This window comes from Gilvibacter sediminis (genome assembly GCF_028561565.1).
GTDB lineage: Bacteria > Bacteroidota > Bacteroidia > Flavobacteriales > Flavobacteriaceae > Gilvibacter > Gilvibacter sediminis.
Map to the genome: position 1 here is coordinate 790,294 of NZ_JAQQTE010000001.1, position 18,106 is coordinate 808,399.

The 18,106-nt window shown below is 43.5% G+C and carries 15 protein-coding genes; 9 read left to right on the plus strand and 6 right to left on the minus strand.

The annotated features are described in order from the left end of the window. Window positions 1-40: 40 nt before the first annotated feature. A complete protein-coding gene (locus POW22_RS03565; protein WP_272831245.1) occupies window positions 41-1,276 on the minus strand; it encodes a choice-of-anchor B family protein in 1,236 nt (411 codons plus the stop codon). 84 nt (window positions 1,277-1,360) lie between these two features. On the opposite strand from POW22_RS03565, the gene thiL reads away from it, so the two are divergent. Further along, window positions 1,361-2,419 (plus strand): thiamine-phosphate kinase, encoded by a 1,059-nt coding sequence (gene thiL, locus POW22_RS03570; RefSeq protein ID WP_272831246.1) that lies wholly within the window; start codon window positions 1,361-1,363, stop codon window positions 2,417-2,419. On the opposite strand, the gene POW22_RS03575 is transcribed toward thiL, so the two are convergent. The 3 genes from POW22_RS03575 to POW22_RS03585 all read right to left on the minus strand — a co-directional run bounded on the left by POW22_RS03575 (window position 2,410) and on the right by POW22_RS03585 (window position 3,729). Next, on the minus strand, window positions 2,410-2,616 hold the full coding sequence (locus POW22_RS03575; RefSeq protein ID WP_272831247.1) for a hypothetical protein: 207 nt from the start codon (window positions 2,614-2,616) through the stop codon (window positions 2,410-2,412). The two genes, thiL and POW22_RS03575, sit on opposite strands and share 10 nt — an antisense overlap. Before the next feature lie 7 nt (window positions 2,617-2,623). Beyond that, on the minus strand, window positions 2,624-2,878 hold the full coding sequence (locus tag POW22_RS03580) for a hypothetical protein (protein ID WP_272831248.1): 255 nt from the start codon (window positions 2,876-2,878) through the stop codon (window positions 2,624-2,626). A gap of 80 nt (window positions 2,879-2,958) precedes the next feature. Then, entirely contained in the window at window positions 2,959-3,729 is a 771-nt protein-coding gene (locus tag POW22_RS03585; protein ID WP_272831249.1) for an alpha/beta fold hydrolase, read from the minus strand. A 31-nt stretch (window positions 3,730-3,760) separates the two neighbouring features. Between POW22_RS03585 and brnQ the strand changes: the two genes are divergently transcribed. From brnQ to POW22_RS03600, 3 genes are all read left to right on the plus strand, one after another. Continuing rightward, entirely contained in the window at window positions 3,761-5,053 is a 1,293-nt protein-coding gene (gene brnQ / locus POW22_RS03590; RefSeq protein WP_272831250.1) for a branched-chain amino acid transport system II carrier protein, read from the plus strand. Between the two features lie 262 nt (window positions 5,054-5,315). Then, entirely contained in the window at window positions 5,316-5,612 is a 297-nt protein-coding gene (locus POW22_RS03595; protein ID WP_272831251.1) for an isoamylase early set domain-containing protein, read from the plus strand. Between the two features lie 256 nt (window positions 5,613-5,868). Further along, window positions 5,869-6,330, plus strand: a complete 462-nt coding sequence (locus POW22_RS03600; protein ID WP_272831252.1) for a nuclear transport factor 2 family protein — start codon at window positions 5,869-5,871, stop codon at window positions 6,328-6,330. Window positions 6,331-6,590: 260 nt separating this feature from the next. Here the strand turns inward: POW22_RS03600 and POW22_RS03605 are convergent, their stop codons facing one another. Then, the gene (locus tag POW22_RS03605) at window positions 6,591-7,883 is read right to left on the minus strand and encodes an aminopeptidase P family protein (RefSeq protein ID WP_272831253.1); all 1,293 of its coding nucleotides are present in this window, start codon (window positions 7,881-7,883) and stop codon (window positions 6,591-6,593) included. Between the two features lie 300 nt (window positions 7,884-8,183). Between POW22_RS03605 and POW22_RS03610 the strand changes: the two genes are divergently transcribed. The 4 genes from POW22_RS03610 to POW22_RS03625 all read left to right on the plus strand — a co-directional run bounded on the left by POW22_RS03610 (window position 8,184) and on the right by POW22_RS03625 (window position 14,568). After that, window positions 8,184-11,027, plus strand: coding sequence for a WD40/YVTN/BNR-like repeat-containing protein (locus POW22_RS03610; RefSeq protein ID WP_272831254.1), 2,844 nt, complete (start codon window positions 8,184-8,186; stop codon window positions 11,025-11,027). A 107-nt stretch (window positions 11,028-11,134) separates the two neighbouring features. Further along, window positions 11,135-11,800 carry a succinate dehydrogenase cytochrome b subunit gene (locus tag POW22_RS03615; protein ID WP_272831255.1) on the plus strand — a complete coding sequence of 222 codons (666 nt, stop codon included), beginning with the start codon at window positions 11,135-11,137 and terminating at the stop codon, window positions 11,798-11,800. An 11-nt stretch (window positions 11,801-11,811) separates the two neighbouring features. Further along, on the plus strand, window positions 11,812-13,815 hold the full coding sequence (locus POW22_RS03620) for a fumarate reductase/succinate dehydrogenase flavoprotein subunit (RefSeq protein ID WP_272831256.1): 2,004 nt from the start codon (window positions 11,812-11,814) through the stop codon (window positions 13,813-13,815). A gap of 6 nt (window positions 13,816-13,821) precedes the next feature. Continuing rightward, on the plus strand, window positions 13,822-14,568 hold the full coding sequence (locus POW22_RS03625; RefSeq protein WP_272831257.1) for a succinate dehydrogenase/fumarate reductase iron-sulfur subunit: 747 nt from the start codon (window positions 13,822-13,824) through the stop codon (window positions 14,566-14,568). A gap of 2 nt (window positions 14,569-14,570) precedes the next feature. Here POW22_RS03625 and POW22_RS03630 read toward each other — a convergent pair whose 3' ends face one another. Beyond that, a complete protein-coding gene (locus POW22_RS03630) occupies window positions 14,571-16,835 on the minus strand; it encodes a response regulator (RefSeq protein ID WP_272831258.1) in 2,265 nt (754 codons plus the stop codon). 105 nt (window positions 16,836-16,940) lie between these two features. On the opposite strand from POW22_RS03630, the gene POW22_RS03635 reads away from it, so the two are divergent. Then, complete coding sequence (locus tag POW22_RS03635) at window positions 16,941-18,092, plus strand: methionine aminotransferase (RefSeq protein ID WP_336407700.1); 1,152 nt, start codon at window positions 16,941-16,943, stop codon at window positions 18,090-18,092. Window positions 18,093-18,106: the final 14 nt, after the last annotated feature.

Sequence of the window (18,106 nt, forward strand, 5' to 3'; positions counted from 1 at the left end):
ATTAGTATGCTAATTTAAAACAAATTAGTCGGGTCTTACCCTACTGCCTTGCAACGATAAAAAGACCTCCAGTGATATCACTTACAATGATGTTACCACTCGGGAGGTAGGGATAGACGCTCCAAACTCCATTGAAAGATGCATCATCATTGTCTGGGTGAGTGTCAAAAAAAGCGAGCTCGGTCATGGAAGCAGAGCCGATATCGCTCAGATCGATCTGTCTAATTCCTGCCGTATAATTGGCCAGGTAAAAATCATTATTCAGTACATAACCGTTGTGGTCAATGGCAAAAGTTGGTCCTAAATACGTGGTGTGAACCACAGGATCATCCAGATCAGAAAAGTCAAAAACAATGGTTCTGCTTCTTACCCCAATTTGAACTTCATCCAATTCATCACCCAGTAAGAAGTAACGCTGGTCTTCTGTGAACCAACCTTGGTGGGTATACCCTACATTGGTATACGAACTGCTGGAAATTGGAATGGGATTGGTCTTATCAGTGATATCTACAATTACGATCTCATCTTCATTGCTGCCAATAAAGATCTCTTTCCCCAGGTGTTCGGTGTCTGGGCCATTATAGGTCACCACTTGCGCATCATGGGTGTAATTACCATCTGCATATCCGCCTTCAACTACGGGGTTAATAGGATCTTGAATGTTGATAAAGAGCGGTCCTCCCTCAAAGTTACTGGCTCCAACCGCATAGGCATAACCGGTATCTACATTAATCACTATGTTGTGAGCACTCCCAAATTCCGTCAAAAGTGCATCGGCACTAAAGGTTTCTGGAGGGCTGCTCACATCGCGAAGCTTAGTGAGATCAAAGACCTGCATGCCGTGACCAGAAGCTTCTGCAACTATAAAAGCGTGATTGTTGAACACTTTGATATCGCGCCAATTACTCGAGGTAGAGGCGGTGGGTAGCTTTCCTAAATAGATGGGGTTGGACGGGCTGCTGATGTCAACAAAAGCAGTGCCGTTATTAAGGCCCATTAGCGCGTATTCTTTCCCGGTGGACGGGTCTACCCAGCCCCAAGAATCGTTTCCGCGAGTGGCTGAAAAGAGTTCGATAGGAATCTGGCTCATCAGATTCATGCCAGAACAGGGATAGACCCCGGCTTGTCCGCCTTCACAGGCTAAAAATCCAATGATACTTGGGCCATCATCTACAGGGTCATCACCACTGTTGTCATTGTCATTGGTTACAGGGTCTGTAGGACGGCCGTCATCCGAAGAACAACTGCTGAGCCCAACAAGGCTGAGAGACGCCATTAGCATCCCAAATACTAGTTTAGTCTTTAAAGTTACCATACCTTTGCAAATTAAAGATTATCAACATACTTAAGGGTATCTGGCATGTTAAAAAACAAGGACGAATCGCGCACTCCGCTCTCTGAATTTGGTGAATTTGGACTCATTGATCACCTCACCAAACACTTCGAGATCAAACACGAAACTACCGTAAAAGGAATTGGTGATGACGCTGCTGTTGTTCAAGAAGAGCAACAAATGGTAGTCACCACGGATTTATTGGTAGAGGGGGTTCATTTTGACCTGAGTTATATGCCCTTAAAGCATTTGGGTTATAAGGCCGTTGTGGTAAATCTATCCGATGTCTATGCGATGAATGCTGAGGCCAAACAGATCACGGTTTCTATAGCCGTATCTAATCGATTCCCGGTTGAGGCTCTGGAAGAACTCTATGCAGGGATCAAAACCGCTTGTGATATATATAAGGTAGATCTGATAGGTGGTGACACGACCAGTTCGGTCACAGGCTTGATCATTTCTGTCACCGCCATGGGTGCGGTTGCCCCTGGTGAGGCAGTGCTTCGCAGTGGTGCCCAACCGAACGATCTTTTGGTGGTGACGGGAGATATTGGTGCGGCTTATATGGGCTTGCAAGTGTTGGAACGTGAAAAAGAGGTCTATAAGGTAAATCCAAACATGCAGCCAGATCTGGAAGAGTATACCTATCTATTAGAACGTCAACTCAAGCCAGAAGCGCGTAAGGACATTCGTGAATTATTAAAGGCTCTTGAAGTTAGCCCGACAGCGATGATTGATGTTAGTGACGGACTGTCTTCTGAGATCCTACACCTTTGCAAACAAAGCCAAGTAGGGTGTAATTTGTATGAAGATAAGTTGCCTTTGGATCCGCAGTTTATTGCTGTCTGTGAAGAGTTTGAGGTAGATAGTACGACCATGGCGCTCAATGGTGGAGAAGATTATGAATTACTCTTTACCATAAGCACATCTGAATTTGATAAGATCAAAGGGAATCCCCATTTAACGGTCGTTGGTCATATGACGCCAGAAAATGAAGGGGTGCACTTAATTACTCGAGCCAACACAAAAATTCCAATTGTTGCCCGAGGTTGGAATGCCTTCAATAAAGAAGAAAATCAAGAATAAATTTCGTTGAGGTAGGTTCTAAAACGATTGTTGGTTTGTCTCCAGTATTCGTTTAACGGCACCTTGCGCCCGTAGCCGTCATCTGTAAATTCTTTTTTACAGCAATTGCAGCGGTATTCGTTGATCTGAAAGTGATGTTTTTGGGTCAGTTGGTATTTGTGACCGACTATTTTGCAGCGGAGGATTTTACTAAACATAAGTAGGTTAATGTGTAACGTTAGGCAATCTGTATTTGGAGCGTCTAGTGAAGAGATCGCGTAAGCACTCATTGATCTCGCGGGTCTTGTTGGTGAGGCGTTCCAATTTTCCCTGCGGATTGGTACTGAATTCTCCTTTACAATTAGAGCAGCAGTACTCACTCACAGAGTCAGTGACCTTTTGTTTTAGGACTAAATTGTGCCCGAACATCTTACATCTAAGCTGTCCGATTGAACTGGTTTTAGCGGTAGGTGTTTTCATAGTTTCTGCGTTGGGGATCAGAAAGATAGAAATAAATGCAAAAAACACGATAAAAAGTCAAAAAAAATCGATGAAATGCACTATGAAGTGAATTTTGTTAAGAAAATTCGTACTTTATCGATGTTTTCAAAGGGGCTCATATGCCCACCTTCAAGGATTAACTTTTGATTTTGATGCTGGTTGACGGCCTCTGTGAGTGCAGAAATATTCACCAGAGGATCTTGTTTACCAATGACCAAATAGCTGTTTTGCTTTCTTTTAAAGAAAAGAGCAGATCTATCTGGCCTGTGAATCATAGCTTCTGTTGCAGCAATGATCGCCTCCGCAGTCATTAGGCTTGCCTTTTTAATTAGATCATCAATTGTGGGCTGCATGACTTTTCGCACCGAGGTCGGGAAAAGACTCGGAATCACCGTGCGCACAAACAATTTAGGATCCTCTTTAATTACGCTTATGGCCTGACGCCTTTTTTGCTTTCGCTCCTCAGTGTCTGGATAAAAAGTACTGTTGAGTAAGCACAGTTTATCAACACGTTCAGGAGCCATTTCTGTCAGAGCCAAAGCTACATATCCGCCCATGGAATGTCCTGCCAAGTTGATTTGATCGGCTTTGAGGTAATCCAGTACTTTAAGGACATCTTTGGCAAAGGACTCCATAGTGGCCTCCTCGCTCAGACCCGATCTGCCGTGTCCAGGTAAGTCAATACATATGACACGAGCGTGCTCAGCAAGATCATTCACTAAGCCATCCCACATGCTGTGATCTTCCAAAAAGCCATGCAAGAGCACTAGGTTTGGTCCCGCACCTTGAACGGTGTAAAAAAGACTGTCCGAATTTTGGAGCTTGGTCATAATGTGTATCTTGGGGTGCGCTAGCTAAACGATGAGCAAATCTAAAGAATTACTCCTTACCGCCTTTGCACTTTTCGCGCTCTTTTTTGGAGCGGGAAATCTTCTGCTTCCCCCATTATTAGGATTTAAGGCGGCAGACAATTGGCCGATTGTTGTGGCGGGATTTGCCATTACTGCTGTGATCATACCTATTATTGGGATTTACGCTCATGCCAAGTTGCAGGGAACCATGTTTGATTTTGGAAAGAAGGTATCCCCTCTTTTTAGTTCTGTATTTTGTATCGTGGTCTACGCCATATCTATTGCAATTCCTGCTCCAAGAACAGCGGCGGCTACCCATGAGATCGCAGTTTATCCTCTGCTGGAAACGCCATCTTGGCTCACCAGTATGATTTACTTTGCCCTAGTGTTGGTCTTTGTCTTGAACCGATCAAAAATCATGAGCATTATAGGGAAGTATTTGACTCCACTTATTGTCATCATGCTTTTGGCCGTTATTGGAATAGGAATGTTTGCTAGCGAAGCCATTGTACATGAAGCTACAGACCTATCGCCTTTAACTACAGGAGTGCTTGAAGGTTATCAGACCTTTGATGCCATTGGTGCGGCAGTTGTGGGTGCAGTGATCATCATCTCATTAAACTTACGCGGTCATACAGATTATCACTTTAAGAAAGAACTCATCTGGAAGGCTGGCCTAATTGCTGGCTTAGGCCTTTTGATCATGTATGCAGGACTGATTGCCTCCGGAGCCTATTACGGGAATGATATCCTGGGAGCTGAAGGTATGAGCAGTACCATGCAACGCGCCACACTTTTGCGCGGAATCATTCAAGGAACTTTAGGGACTCAGGCCAACACTTTATTGAGTTTGCTTTTGGCTTTGGCCTGTTTTACAACTGCTGTTGGAATCATTGCCGGAGCGGCTGATTACTTCAAAGGAGTCTTTAATAATTCCAATCGGGTTTATAAACTCACTGCTATTATTGGGTGTGTGCTCGGGGTGGTTATTGGACAGTTGGATTTTCATTCCATCATTGTAGTGGCTATTCCTGTTCTGGCTTTTATCTACCCTTTGACTATTGTTTTGATTCTGCTCAATGCACTTCCAGACCGATGGGCATCAGCGCGTGTTTTTAAAGCGGTCGCAATAGTCACTTTTCTATTTAGCATGCCTGATGTGATCTCTGGAATTTGGGGCGCTGACCTTTTAGGAACATCCCTTTCTTGGTTGCCATTATCTGAGTTCAGTTTAGGTTGGGTCTTACCTGCTTTGCTGACCTTCGTTTTAGCCAACTTTTTATTCAAGCCTGAGACGAATTGACGTTCATTTGCTTAAATCAATACTTTCTTAACATTTTGGTGATTTTTCGAAATCGTTGTAGTAGTTAATCGGTTTAAAATCAGCTGTTAAATTGAGCTAAAAAAGCTGCGGATATCACATTTTTCCTCGATCAAAATTTCAAATATTTTCCTAAGTAGCTTCTAAAATTAGGAATCTGATAATTCTTTAGAATTACCCCTTGTTTTCATTTGGAAGGTTATTGTCCTTGGCTACATTTACCTCGTTAGTAAAAACACTGATTATGGCTATTACAAAGCAATTTTTAAAGACCAAGCCGGTATGTAAAGTAACCTTTACCGTACCTGCAGAAGAGGCCAACGAAGTAAAAGTAGTTGGTTCCTTCAACGAGTGGGATCAAAAAGCCACTCCGCTTAAGAAACTAAAGAACGGAACCTTTAAAGGAACTGTGAATCTAGATAAAGGTGCCTCTTACGAGTTTCGTTATTGGATCGATGGCGCATACGCCAACGACGAACAAGCAGATGCATACCAGTGGAACGACTTTGCAGGTGCAGACAATTGTGTCTTGAACCTCTAAGGTCTGGTAGTATTTAGTTCAGATGAGCCTCTCACTTTTTGAGAGGCTTTTTTTGTACCTTGTTTTGAAGCTATTTAACCCATTCAATACTGGTTAAAAAATTACCCTTTCCGCACCTGTTCTGTGCTTTTTTATTGGTTCGTAGCGCTGCTATGCACCGCAAAAAAGGCTTCAAACAGTCACAAAAATGGTTAATTTTCACTTCAGTTTGAATAGATTAAATAACTTCCATTCTCTCAGCTAAAAATTTAAGCTTATGAAAAAACTACTCTTCCTATTCGCATTTTGCCTTTGCTCCATTACTTACGCTCAAGATTATAAGAAAGATCTCGATGCTGTGGTCGCAGCTTCTGAAGGGTATATTGATATCTTTTATAAAGGCGATACCGCTTTGGCTTATACCTATATTGATAAGAGCTTACGCAAAGTTGGATGGCGCTATAACCCAGACGGCAAAAATTATTCAGATAATTTGGAATTACCCTTCGATGAAGTGATTGATCTGTCAAAGCGCCTAAAGAAACGCCCTATTCCAAAGGAGGCCCAAGCAACGCGAGCCGTTGAGGTTTTAGAAGTTAATGATAAGATCGCCATTACAAAGGTCACCGCCGCTTGGGGAATAGATTATCTCAACCTAGTCAAGAAAGACGGCAAGTGGAAAATCATCAATATTGTCTGGCAATCAGCGCCGCAGTGGACGTACCGACCGGAGGATTAATTGTGGACAAGTTAGCGGCGACATTGAGACATGAAAAGTCGACCAAGAGTTACCCAGATTCATAAATCTGAGTTTCTCAATGTTTGAAACATTTCAAACAATTGGTAATTTATTGCGGGGAGGGGTTAGCACCCCTTAGGATAATATCCACTTTTTATTTCAATTCCGATTATTAAAAGAGACGGAAAATTGACCTCCAATTCAGAGGCGTTAGATAAAACTCCAAACTCTTTGATAAAACAGGGAAATGCGACGAGAAATTAAGAGTTCATGATCTCCTCGATCTCCTCAACCTCAATTGGGATATTGCCCATCAAATTATGTGGAGCACCACTTTCTTGGACAACTACATCGTCTTCTAAACGCACGCCAAATCCTTCTTCCGGAATATAGATTCCCGGTTCCACGGTAAAGACCATATTCGCAGTCATGGGTTCCCAAAGAATACCGTAATCGTGGGTGTCTAAGCCAATATGATGTGAGGTTCCATGCATAAAGTACTTTTTATAGGCCGGCCAGTTTGGATCTTCGTTTTGCACGTCGGCTTTGTCAATTAGGCCCAGACCTAAGAGCTCTGAGGTCATCAATTTACCAACCTCGACGTGATACTCCTTCCAGAGCGTTCCGGGCACGAGCATTGCCGTTGCCTCATCCTTTACTCTATTTACCGCGTTATAAACTGCTTTTTGACGGTCAGTAAAACGACCGTTCACAGGTATGGTACGAGTCATATCACTGCTGTAGTTGGCGTATTCTGCGCCTACATCCATTAGGATCAGATCACCATCCTTACACTGTTGATTATTCTCGATATAGTGCAGTACATTGGCGTTACTTCCGCTTGCAATAATAGGCGTGTAGGCAAATCCTTTGGATCGGTTTCTGAGGAACTCGTGCATATATTCAGCCTCGATCTCATATTCCCAAACTCCAGGCTTTACAAAATCCAATACGCGACGGAATCCTTTTTCAGTGATAGTACATGCGGTTTGCATCAAATCCAATTCAATCTGATGTTTTACTGAACGCAGGCGTTGTAAAATAGGATTGGCTTTCGCCCAGCTGTGTGCTGGGAATTGCGCTTTGGTCTTAGCTATAAAACGATCCTCTCGAGTTTGCGTCTCCACAGCTTGACGGTAGTGTTCGTTGGTGTTGAAATAGATCATTTCGGCCTGAGTCATAAGTTCAAAGAAGATCTTATCAAAGTCCTGCAACCAATAAACCGTTTTGATCCCTGAGGTTTCAAAGGCTTTTTCTTTGGTGAGTTTTTCACCTTCCCAAACAGCTATATGAGCATTGGTCTCACGTAGGAACAAGACCTCTCGGTGCTTTTCTTCTACCGCATCCGGAAACAACACTAAAATGCTTTCTTCCTGATCCACTCCGCTTAAAAACAAGATGTCTCTATGCTGATTGAAAGGCATGGTGCTGTCCGCACTCACAGGATAGATGTCATTACTATTGAACACCGCAATACTTTTAGGCTTCATGGCTGCCATAAAGTTCTTACGGTTATAAATGTATAAGCTGTTGTCTATTGGATGGTATTTCATGATCTTCAAATTGAGCCTTAAAAGTAGCAAAACTCACCGTTTAAAGGGCTTAGGTTTGATGTTAAACTTCATTAAAAATTTTTGTGCTGGGAGCCCTAAGTCGTACTTTAACCTGCTGAACTCATTTTTGCTTTTAACGTTTAAGCGAAAATGGAAGGTTTTAAACTTGGTTGAAGACTTTTTTGAGTTGCATAGCAGCGCTACGGAACGATAAAAAGACAAAAACCAAGATTGAAACGGCAATTTTATAGCAAATGATAAAAGCGTAAATTAGTTCATTAACCAACCATTGTAAAAAAAATGCGACACTACCTTCTCGCGCTGGGAATGCTCAGTTTTAGTTTTCTAAATGCGCAAACCCCAGCCACTTCTGCGGCTCAAGTAGAAGCCGGTATCCAAGCCAAAGCTCAACTTACAGAATCATCAATTGTCAAAAATTTACCCTTTACCAACATTGGCCCAACGGTCATGAGCGGGCGAGTAGTAGATTTAGCAGTCAATCCAGATAACCCTACGGAATTCTACGTAGGTTACGCCAGTGGCGGTGTTTGGTATACCAACAACAACGGAATTTCATTTACTCCAGTATTGGATAGCAGCCCTACTCAAAATGTAGGAGATATTGCTGTAGACTGGAAAAACGGCACCCTGTGGGTAGGAACTGGAGAGGTCAATGCCTCGCGTTCTTCTTATGCCGGTATTGGTTTACTCCGATCTGATGACATGGGTAAAACTTGGACCAATGTTGGTCTAAAAGATTCGCATCACATCAGTAGAATTTTGATCAACCCAAACAACCCAGATGAGGTTGTGGTTGGCGTAGCAGGTCACTTGTACTCTACAAACGCTGAGCGCGGGGTTTTCAAGACCATGAATGGTGGTAAGACCTGGAACAAGGTGCTTTTTATCAATGACCAAACGGGTATTATTGACGTAGCAGTTGATCCGAATAACTTCAACAATATGTACGCTTCTTCTTGGGATAAAGACCGAAAGGCGTGGAATTTTAGAGGGAGTGGAAACGGAAGTGCTATTTATAAATCCACAGATGCAGGAAACACTTGGACCAAGGTTAGTGTTCCTAATAGTGGTTTCCCAACGGGGGAAGGCGTGGGAAGAATTGGTTTGTCTGTTGTGGATGGAAACACGGTTTACGCTATACACGATAACCAAGCGCGTAGACCAGACACTGGTGGGGGTCGTCCGAGACCAGGCTTGTCCAAAAATGATTTTAAAAGCATGCAGAAGTCGGCCTTTTTACAGCTTGATGACAGCAAACTCAATGGATTCCTAAGAGAGAATCGATTCCCACAACAATACCAAGCAAACAATGTAAAGCAGATGGTTCGAGCGGGTAGCTTAGAACCTAAGGACTTGGCGCTTTACCTTGAAGACGCCAACAGTCTTTTGTTTGACACTCCTGTAATTGGGGCGGAAGTATATAAAAGTACCAATGGTGGGAAGACCTGGAAAAAGACGCATGATGGGTACTTAGAAGACTTGTATTATTCCTATGGATATTACTTCGGAATGATTCATGCCGACCCGAGCAATTCAGACAATATCTATATCTACGGCGTACCGATCTTAAATTCTAAAGACGGAGGAAAGACCTTTAAATCTATTGTTGGGGATAATGTCCACTCAGATCACCACGCGCTTTGGATCAATCCAAATATGCCGGGTCACTTGATCAACGGTAATGACGGAGGGGTGAATATCACTTATGACGACGGTAAAACTTGGATGAAGAACAACACCCCTTCTGTGGGTCAGTTCTATGCGATCCAAGTGGATAATGAAAAGCCCTACAATGTTTATGGAGGTTTACAAGACAACGGAGTTTGGAAAGGATCCAGCAACAATACAGAGTCTACACGTTGGCATTCAAGTGGAGATTACGGCTATGAGATGATCATGGGCGGTGACGGGATGCAGATCCAAGTAGACAATAGAAACACAGATATAGTTTACACCGGATTCCAGTTTGGAAATTACTTTAGACTCAATTTAGAAACGGGAGATCAAAAGCGTCTCTCTATTAGACACAAATTGGGTGAGCGTCCGTATCGATTCAACTGGCAGACGCCAATTTTACTGTCTCCGCACAATCAAGACATTTTGTATTTAGGTGGAAACAAACTGATGCGTTCCATGAATCAAGGGGATGATTTTGAAGCTATTTCTGGCGATTTGACCACTGGTGGGAAGAAAGGAAATGTCGCTTATGGAACCTTGACCACAATTAGCGAGTCTACCTTCCAATTTGGAATGATCTATACGGGTAGTGATGATGGACTCATTCATTTGACTCGTGATGGTGGTGCTTCTTGGTCAAACATTTCTTCTGGTTTGCCGAACGATCTTTGGGTATCTCGCGTTGAAGCTTCCAAGCATAAAAAAGCGCGTGTCTATGCCTCTTTAAACGGTTATCGTTGGGATGATTTTACCGCTTATGTGTATATGAGTGATGATTTTGGAGCAACTTGGAAGAACATCAGTAGTAATTTACCGGCCTCTGCAGTTAATGTCATTAAAGAAGACCCTGTGAACATGAACGTTTTGTATGTAGGTACAGACAACGGAGCTTATGTTTCTATGGATCGTGGAGAAAGCTGGCATCCGTTTAGTGAAGGCTTGCCAAATGTGGCAGTTCATGATCTGATCATTCACCCAGAGGCTTCTGAGCTTATCTTGGGTACGCACGGCCGTTCTATTTACAAAGCAGATATTTCCATGCTTCAAGCGATGAATGCCGATGTGATGAATAGTGTTGTGGTAAAGGCGATGGAACCTGTGAATCATTCCAGAAGATGGGGTGCTTCCTTTGGGCAGTGGTATGATGCCTACGAGCCAGAGGTGTCTTTAGAGTTTTACAGCCCAGCGTCTGGCAAGGCTACGGTGACCATCACCAATGCCAATGGTGTTGAAGTTCAAAGCATGCAAATGGACGCCGACAAAGGCTTCAACGCAGTAGCTTATGATCTGGCTATGAGCAGCAAAGCACAAAAGGCCCTGAGCAAAGACAAATCCGCGGGAATCTATCCAGGACAAAACGGAAAATACTATCTACCAAAAGGCGATTACAAGGTCACTGTAGCTGTCGGGGGAACCTCCGCTAGTTCAGGCTTAAGCATCAAGTAGATAGCGTATTTATAATAAATCTAAATAACGAGGGAATCAAACTTTAATTCTTGGGTTTGATTCCCTTGTGTCGTAAATTTGTACCACTAAAAAGTAATCGCAATCCTATGGGAATTTTATCCTCTTCAATTGCCCGTAAAGTCGCCATGGCGCTTTCGGGATTGTTTCTTGTAGTTTTCTTGACCCAACACTGTGTGATCAATTTGACCTCAGTCTTAGATCCAGATACCTTTAACAGCTGGTCTCATTTTATGGGGACCAACGGTTTGGTGCAGTTTGCTTTGCAGCCTGTTCTGATCTTTGGGGTAGTTTTTCACTTTGTGATGGGATTTGCTCTCGAGCTGAAAAACAGAAGCGCAAGAGCGCATAAATACGCCATGTATAAGGGCAGCGCCAATGCCTCATGGGCATCTAGAAATATGATCATTTCTGGAATTGTAGTATTGGCTTTCTTAGGACTTCACTTTTACGACTTCTGGGTTCCAGAAATTGTACACAAGTATATCGAAACGCATCCGGAAGATCCAACACGTTACTATGCAGAAACCGTGCACAAGTTTGAAAGTCCAATTCGTGTAGGGCTGTATGTGCTAGCTTTTGCATTGTTAGCAGTTCACCTTTGGCACGGATTTTCTTCCAGTTTCCAATCGGTTGGATTCAACAACAAATACTCCAAGGCGCTTAAAGGCTTTACCAAAGCTTTTGCTATTGTGATCCCGTTGTTGTTTGCTGTGATTGCGCTATACCACCACTTTAATCAAATTCCACATTAATACTATCGCATATGTCAGTTCTAAAATCAAATGCACCTGCAGGACCACTAGCCGATAAGTGGACGAAACATAAAAACGACATTGACCTGGTAAACCCAGCCAACAAGCGTAATATTGACGTAATTGTCGTGGGTACTGGTTTGGCCGGTGGATCTGCCGCCGCAACCTTGGCAGAGCTTGGGTACAATGTAAAGACCTTCTGCTATCAAGATTCTCCTCGACGCGCGCACTCAATTGCAGCGCAAGGAGGGATCAATGCAGCAAAGAATTATCAAGGGGATGGGGATTCTACTTACCGCCTTTTTTACGATACCATCAAAGGAGGAGACTATCGTTCCAGAGAAGCCAACGTTTACCGTTTGGCTGAGGTTTCCAGCAACATTATTGACCAATGTGTTGCTCAAGGAGTACCTTTTGCTCGTGAATACGGAGGTCTTCTGGACAACCGCTCTTTTGGAGGGGTTCTGGTATCGAGAACGTTTTACGCTAAAGGGCAAACAGGGCAGCAATTGTTGCTTGGAGCCTATTCAGCCATGAACCGCCAGATCAATCGCGGAAAGATCAAAGCGTTTAACCGTCACGAGATGCTAGACCTAGTGATCGTGGACGGCAAGGCACGTGGAATCATAGCTAGAAACCTTGTAACTGGTGAATTAGAGCGTCACTCAGCGCACGCTGTTGTGATCGCTTCTGGAGGATACGGAAATGTATTCTACCTATCCACAAACGCCATGGGAAGTAACGTAACTGCTTCATGGAAGATCCACAGACGCGGTGCTTATTTTGCAAACCCATGTTTTACGCAGATTCACCCAACATGTATTCCAGTTTCTGGAGACCATCAGTCTAAATTGACCTTGATGTCAGAGTCTTTGAGAAACGACGGACGTATCTGGGTGCCTGCTAAGAAAGAAGACGCTGAAGCTATCCGTGCAGGAAAGCTCAAGCCGACAGAATTAAAAGAAGAAGATCGCGATTACTACTTAGAGCGCAGATATCCTTCATTTGGGAACCTAGTACCTCGTGACGTTGCTTCGCGTGCAGCCAAGGAGCGTTGTGATGCTGGATTCGGAGTGAATAAAACAGGAGAGGCAGTTTATCTTGACTTTGCCGCCGCTATTGAGCGTTATGGAAAAGAGCAAGCAGCCATCCAAGGAAATCAAAATCCAACCAAAGAAGAATGGTTGGCTCTTGGTGAAAAGGTGATCGAAACTAAATACGGAAACCTCTTCCAGATGTATGAAAAGATCGTGGATGAGAACCCGTATAAAACCCCAATGATGATCTACCCTGCGGTACACTATACCATGGGTGGGATTTGGGTAGACTATAACTTGCAAACCACTATTCCTGGGTGTTATGCTGCTGGAGAAGCAAACTTCTCCGATCACGGTGCGAACCGCTTAGGGGCTTCTGCCTTGATGCAAGGATTGGCAGACGGTTACTTTGTGTTGCCGTATACCATTGGAGATTATTTAGCTGATGATATCCGTACAGGCCCTATCAGCACAGAGACTCCTGAGTTCGAAGAAGCAGAGAACAATGTGAGAACAACCCTAGAGAAGTTGGTCAATAATAACGGAACCAAATCCGTAGATTATTTCCACAAGCGTTTAGGGAAGATCATGTGGAACGAGGTAGGAATGTCTCGTAACGCAGAAGGACTTAAAAAGGCTATGGCCGACATCAAAGCGCTTCGCGAAGAGTTCTGGAAAGAAGTTCGCGTGCCGGGAGAGATGGACAGCATGAATCCGGAGTTAGAAAAAGCCATGCGTGTTGCTGACTTTTTAGAGCTAGGAGAGTTGTTTGCAAAAGACGCTTTAGATCGTAACGAATCTTGTGGGGGACACTTTAGAGAGGAATATCAAACCGAAGAAGGTGAGGCACTCAGAGACGATGAAAATTATATGTACGTAGCAGCTTGGGAGTATAAAGGCGAGCCAGCAGATGCAGTTCTGCACAAAGAATCGCTTGACTACGATAATATAGAAGTAAAAACCAGAAGTTATAAATAAACCGTTATGAACTTAACACTTAAAATCTGGAGACAAAAAGATGCCCAGTCCAAGGGTTCTATGCAAACCTATTCCATTTCTGGAGTTGAAGGCGATATGTCTTTCTTGGAAATGCTGGACGTACTCAATACGCAACTTATAGAAAAAGGTGAGGAGCCTGTAGTATTTGATCATGACTGTCGTGAAGGAATCTGCGGATCTTGTTCGCTAATGATCAATGGAGAGCCTCATGGGCCAGACCGATTGGTAACTACTTGCCAATTGCATATGCGCAAATTCAACGACGGTGATACTATTGTCATTGAGCCGTTCCGTGCAAAAGCATTCCCAGTGATCAAAGACCTTATGGTAGATCGCTCTGCTTTTGATCGCATTCAGCATGCAGGAGGATATATCTCTGTAAACACTTCAGGAAACACTATTGACGCTAATGCCATTCCAGTTGAGAAGGCAGACGCAGACGCTTCCTTTATGGCTGCGGCTTGTATTGGTTGTGGAGCTTGTGTTGCAGCTTGTAAGAACGCAAGTGCTATGCTCTTTACCTCTGCTAAGGTGAGTCAGTTTGCACTCTTGCCTCAAGGAAAGGTAGAGGCCACACGTCGTGTACTTAACATGGTGGAGCAAATGGACAAGGAAGGATTTGGTAACTGTACCAATACTGGAGCTTGCGAGGTAGAATGTCCTAAAGGAATTTCCTTAGAGAACATTGCCCGCATGAACCGCGAATACCTTGCCGCAAGCGTTAAAGGTTAAATTTAAATAGCGCGTAAATGCTGGTTGTCTGAACCAGGATTCTGAATGCGCTGTAAAAAGATATTTTTGAGGATGGTCTGTTTGAACTTGGTGATGTCGTAAGGCTTCACGATGATATCATTCATACCAGCCTCAAAGATTGTAAAGCGCACCTCTTCAATTTCCACAGCCGTCAAGGCTAGAATCGGGATAGACTTATTAAAGATTCGGATCTCCTTGGTGGCCTGAATTCCATCTTTTACTGGCATATTGATATCCATCAGGATCAAATCAAAGTTATGTGCTTTGGTAAGGTCCACTGCCTGTTGGCCGTTCTCAGCTATCATACAATTTACTTGATGCTTCTCTAAGATCTTCTGAGTGACTTTTTGGTTGATGCGATTGTCTTCTACAACCAAAATAGACTTGCCAATTAGATTTTTGGTATCAATCATGGCTGTAGATTCTTCTTCTGGCGCATCACTGACCAGGTCAAATCCTAGGGAGAAGCTAAAGGTCGATCCTTTACCTGCTTCACTTTCTAGATTAATGGTTGATTGAGATTTGGCGAGCAATTTCTTCACAATAGGCAAGCCCAGACCAGTACCTTGGTAGTTGTAATTGTCTTCCTGTCCGATCTGCAGGAATTCGTCAAAAATGTCGGCCTGCTTTTCTTTGGCAATACCAATACCCGTGTCAATCACGCTAAAGCGCACATTCACTGTTTTATCAGACATGTATTCTTTAATCACCTTTACTGTAATAGTTCCGTTTTCTGTGAATTTACAGGCGTTGCTGATAAGGTTCATGAGAACTTGGGCCAACTGCATGGCGTTTCCGCGCACTGTGGTGGGCAATTCGTGGTCTACTTCCAATCGGAAGGTGTTCTTGTTTTGGATTAGTAAATATTCAAACGAGCCGGATATCGTCGTAATCAATTCTCGCAGTTTAAATACCGAATGATCATCCTCATCTTGACTCTTAGAATCGAGTTTATTGATCTGAAGCACATCGTTGATCAATGCCAGCAGATAATCCGCAGAGAATTTAAGAAGACTCAGATCCTTTTTGTGTTTACTCAAGGACTCGTCTTCCATTAAAAGTGTGCTCAGCCCGATTACCCCGTAAAGTGGTGTGCGTAATTCGTGACTGACTGTAGAGAAGAACTTGGTCTTGGTTCTGCTCATGCGTTCGGATTCTTCCTTGGCTTTCTTGTACTCCCGATTCTTGATTTTTAGCTCCTGAGCAAGCTGCTTTCTGTTGCGATATGCGAAATAAAGCAAGATCATAGACAGCAAGAAAAATACAGAAAGTGTAATGAGGTAATTGTTCAGCTTGCTTTTGTTGTCAAGCATGGTTTTTTGCAGGTCCTGCTCTTTTTGAGCTGCCGCCATATCCTTTTTGTACTCATCTACCTGAAATTTGGCTACCATCATTTCAGTCTCTGTAGAAGCAAGATCGTTAAGGTTCTCGCGGAGGTAGTTGGTATATTGTTCCTGCATTTCAAAAGCTTCCTTGTACTTTTCTTGTGCAAACAGACTCTCGCTGTAACCAAAATATGCTGACTCTAATTCTACCTTAAGGTCGGCCGCAGTGGCTTCTTTGATGACCTTTTTGTAATAGATGTCCGCGCTTTCATAATCTTCCTTGACCAAATAGTATTCTGCTGTGAGGCCATCCAGTCCTATTCCAAAGGATTCGTGGTCGTGGTATTTATGGAGCGCTTTTGATTTTACAATATGCAGATAGGCTTCTTGGTATTTTTGTAGGTCCATGGCCGTAAGGGCAGCGTTGTAATGCGCTTTCGCCAATCGCGTGGAATCTTTGATCAGCGTGAAACCTTCTATGGCCTTTTGATGGAAATCCATGGCTCTATTGTAATCGACATTTACAGAAGAGTACATATTGGCTAGGTCCATATAGGATAGCGCAACGGCTGTATCATTCTTAGCCTCCAAGGCGTATTTTTGAGATTTGATAAAGCTTTCCTTGGCATTGACCGTATCAGTAATCACCAAATAATCATAGGCCAAATTCCGATAAGCCAAGTGCAAAAGCTCGGGCTTTTTCAAATAGTTGGCAGCAGCCAATAAGGAAATATTGAGCTTTAAAGACTCTTTGTATTGTCCATTGAAATAATAGAGATCGGAAGTATCAATCAACGCACGAAACTCCCTTTCTGAAAGGTGTTTCTTTCCTTCTGTCAGATTCTGCGCAGTAGCCTTGCTGAGGCAAAAAAGCAGAATAAATGACGCGAAGTAGCGACATACGGGGTACCACTTAAGCATAGGTTTTCGATAAATTCGGGGTGAACAAACATATAAAAAAACAATGTAAAAACCTAAGAGTCAGCATTTTTTGAGGCCTCTTGGAATTGTTTTATCTTTATGTTGATGAATTCCAAATTGCCAAACACCCCCGTCAGTATCTTTAGTGTAATGTCTGCCATGGCACGAGAACACAATGCACTTAACCTCTCGCAGGGCTTTCCGAATTTTGAAATAGACCCGTATTTACATCAGTTGGTGAGTGAATCCATGCAGCGCGGAGAGAACCAATACGCGCCCATGCCGGGTTTGTTAAGGCTTAGGGAACGCATCGCAGAAAAGGTGTTCAATGCTTCCGGGCGCACTTATGATCCAGGTTCCGAGATCACGGTGACTGCTGGTGCGACGCAGGCCATTTACACCGCGATTACCGCACTCGTGCATCAGGGTGATGAGGTGCTCATTTTTGCTCCGGCTTATGACTGTTATGAACCTGCCATAGTGCTTCAAGGGGCAAAGGCAGTAGCCGTTCAACTAGAAGCGCCAGAATACCGGATCAATTGGGAGGAAGTAGAAAAACATATTTCGCCCAAAACACGAATGATCGTTGTCAATACCCCGCACAATCCCAGCGGAACTTTGATGAGTGAGTCAGACATGAAGCAGTTAGAAAGACTCGCCATAGCCCATGACCTTTGGGTGCTGTCTGATGAGGTTTACGAGCACATTGTCTTTGACAGACAAAAACATTACAGCGCAGCGGCGTTTGAGGGTTTAGCTGCGAGAAGCACCATCACCGCTTCTTTTGGAAAAACCTTTCATACCACGGGATGGAAGATGGGCTATTGTTTGGCGCCAAAGGCTTTGATGGAGGAATTCCGCAAAGTACATCAATACTTGGTCTTTAGTGTGAACCATCCTATGCAGCAGGCCTTGGCCACATATTTGGAGGAACCTTCCAGATATACCAGTTTAGGAAGTTTCTATCAGCAAAAACGAGACTTATTCCTCAAGGGATTGGAAGGAACCGATTTTAAAGCCATTCCCAGCGGAGGCACTTACTTTCAAATGGTAGATTACAGCAAGATCTCTGAGCAAAACGATATTGACTTTGCCCGTTTTTTAACGGAGCAATACGGTCTTGCAGCTATACCAACCTCTGTATTCAATTTAGAAAAGAAGAACCACTTTATGCTGCGTTTCTGTTTTGCGAAAACAGAGCAGACTTTGCAGCAAGCCGCTGAGATCATACAAAAAATACAACCGCAGTTGGCCTAAGGCTAACGCCTAAA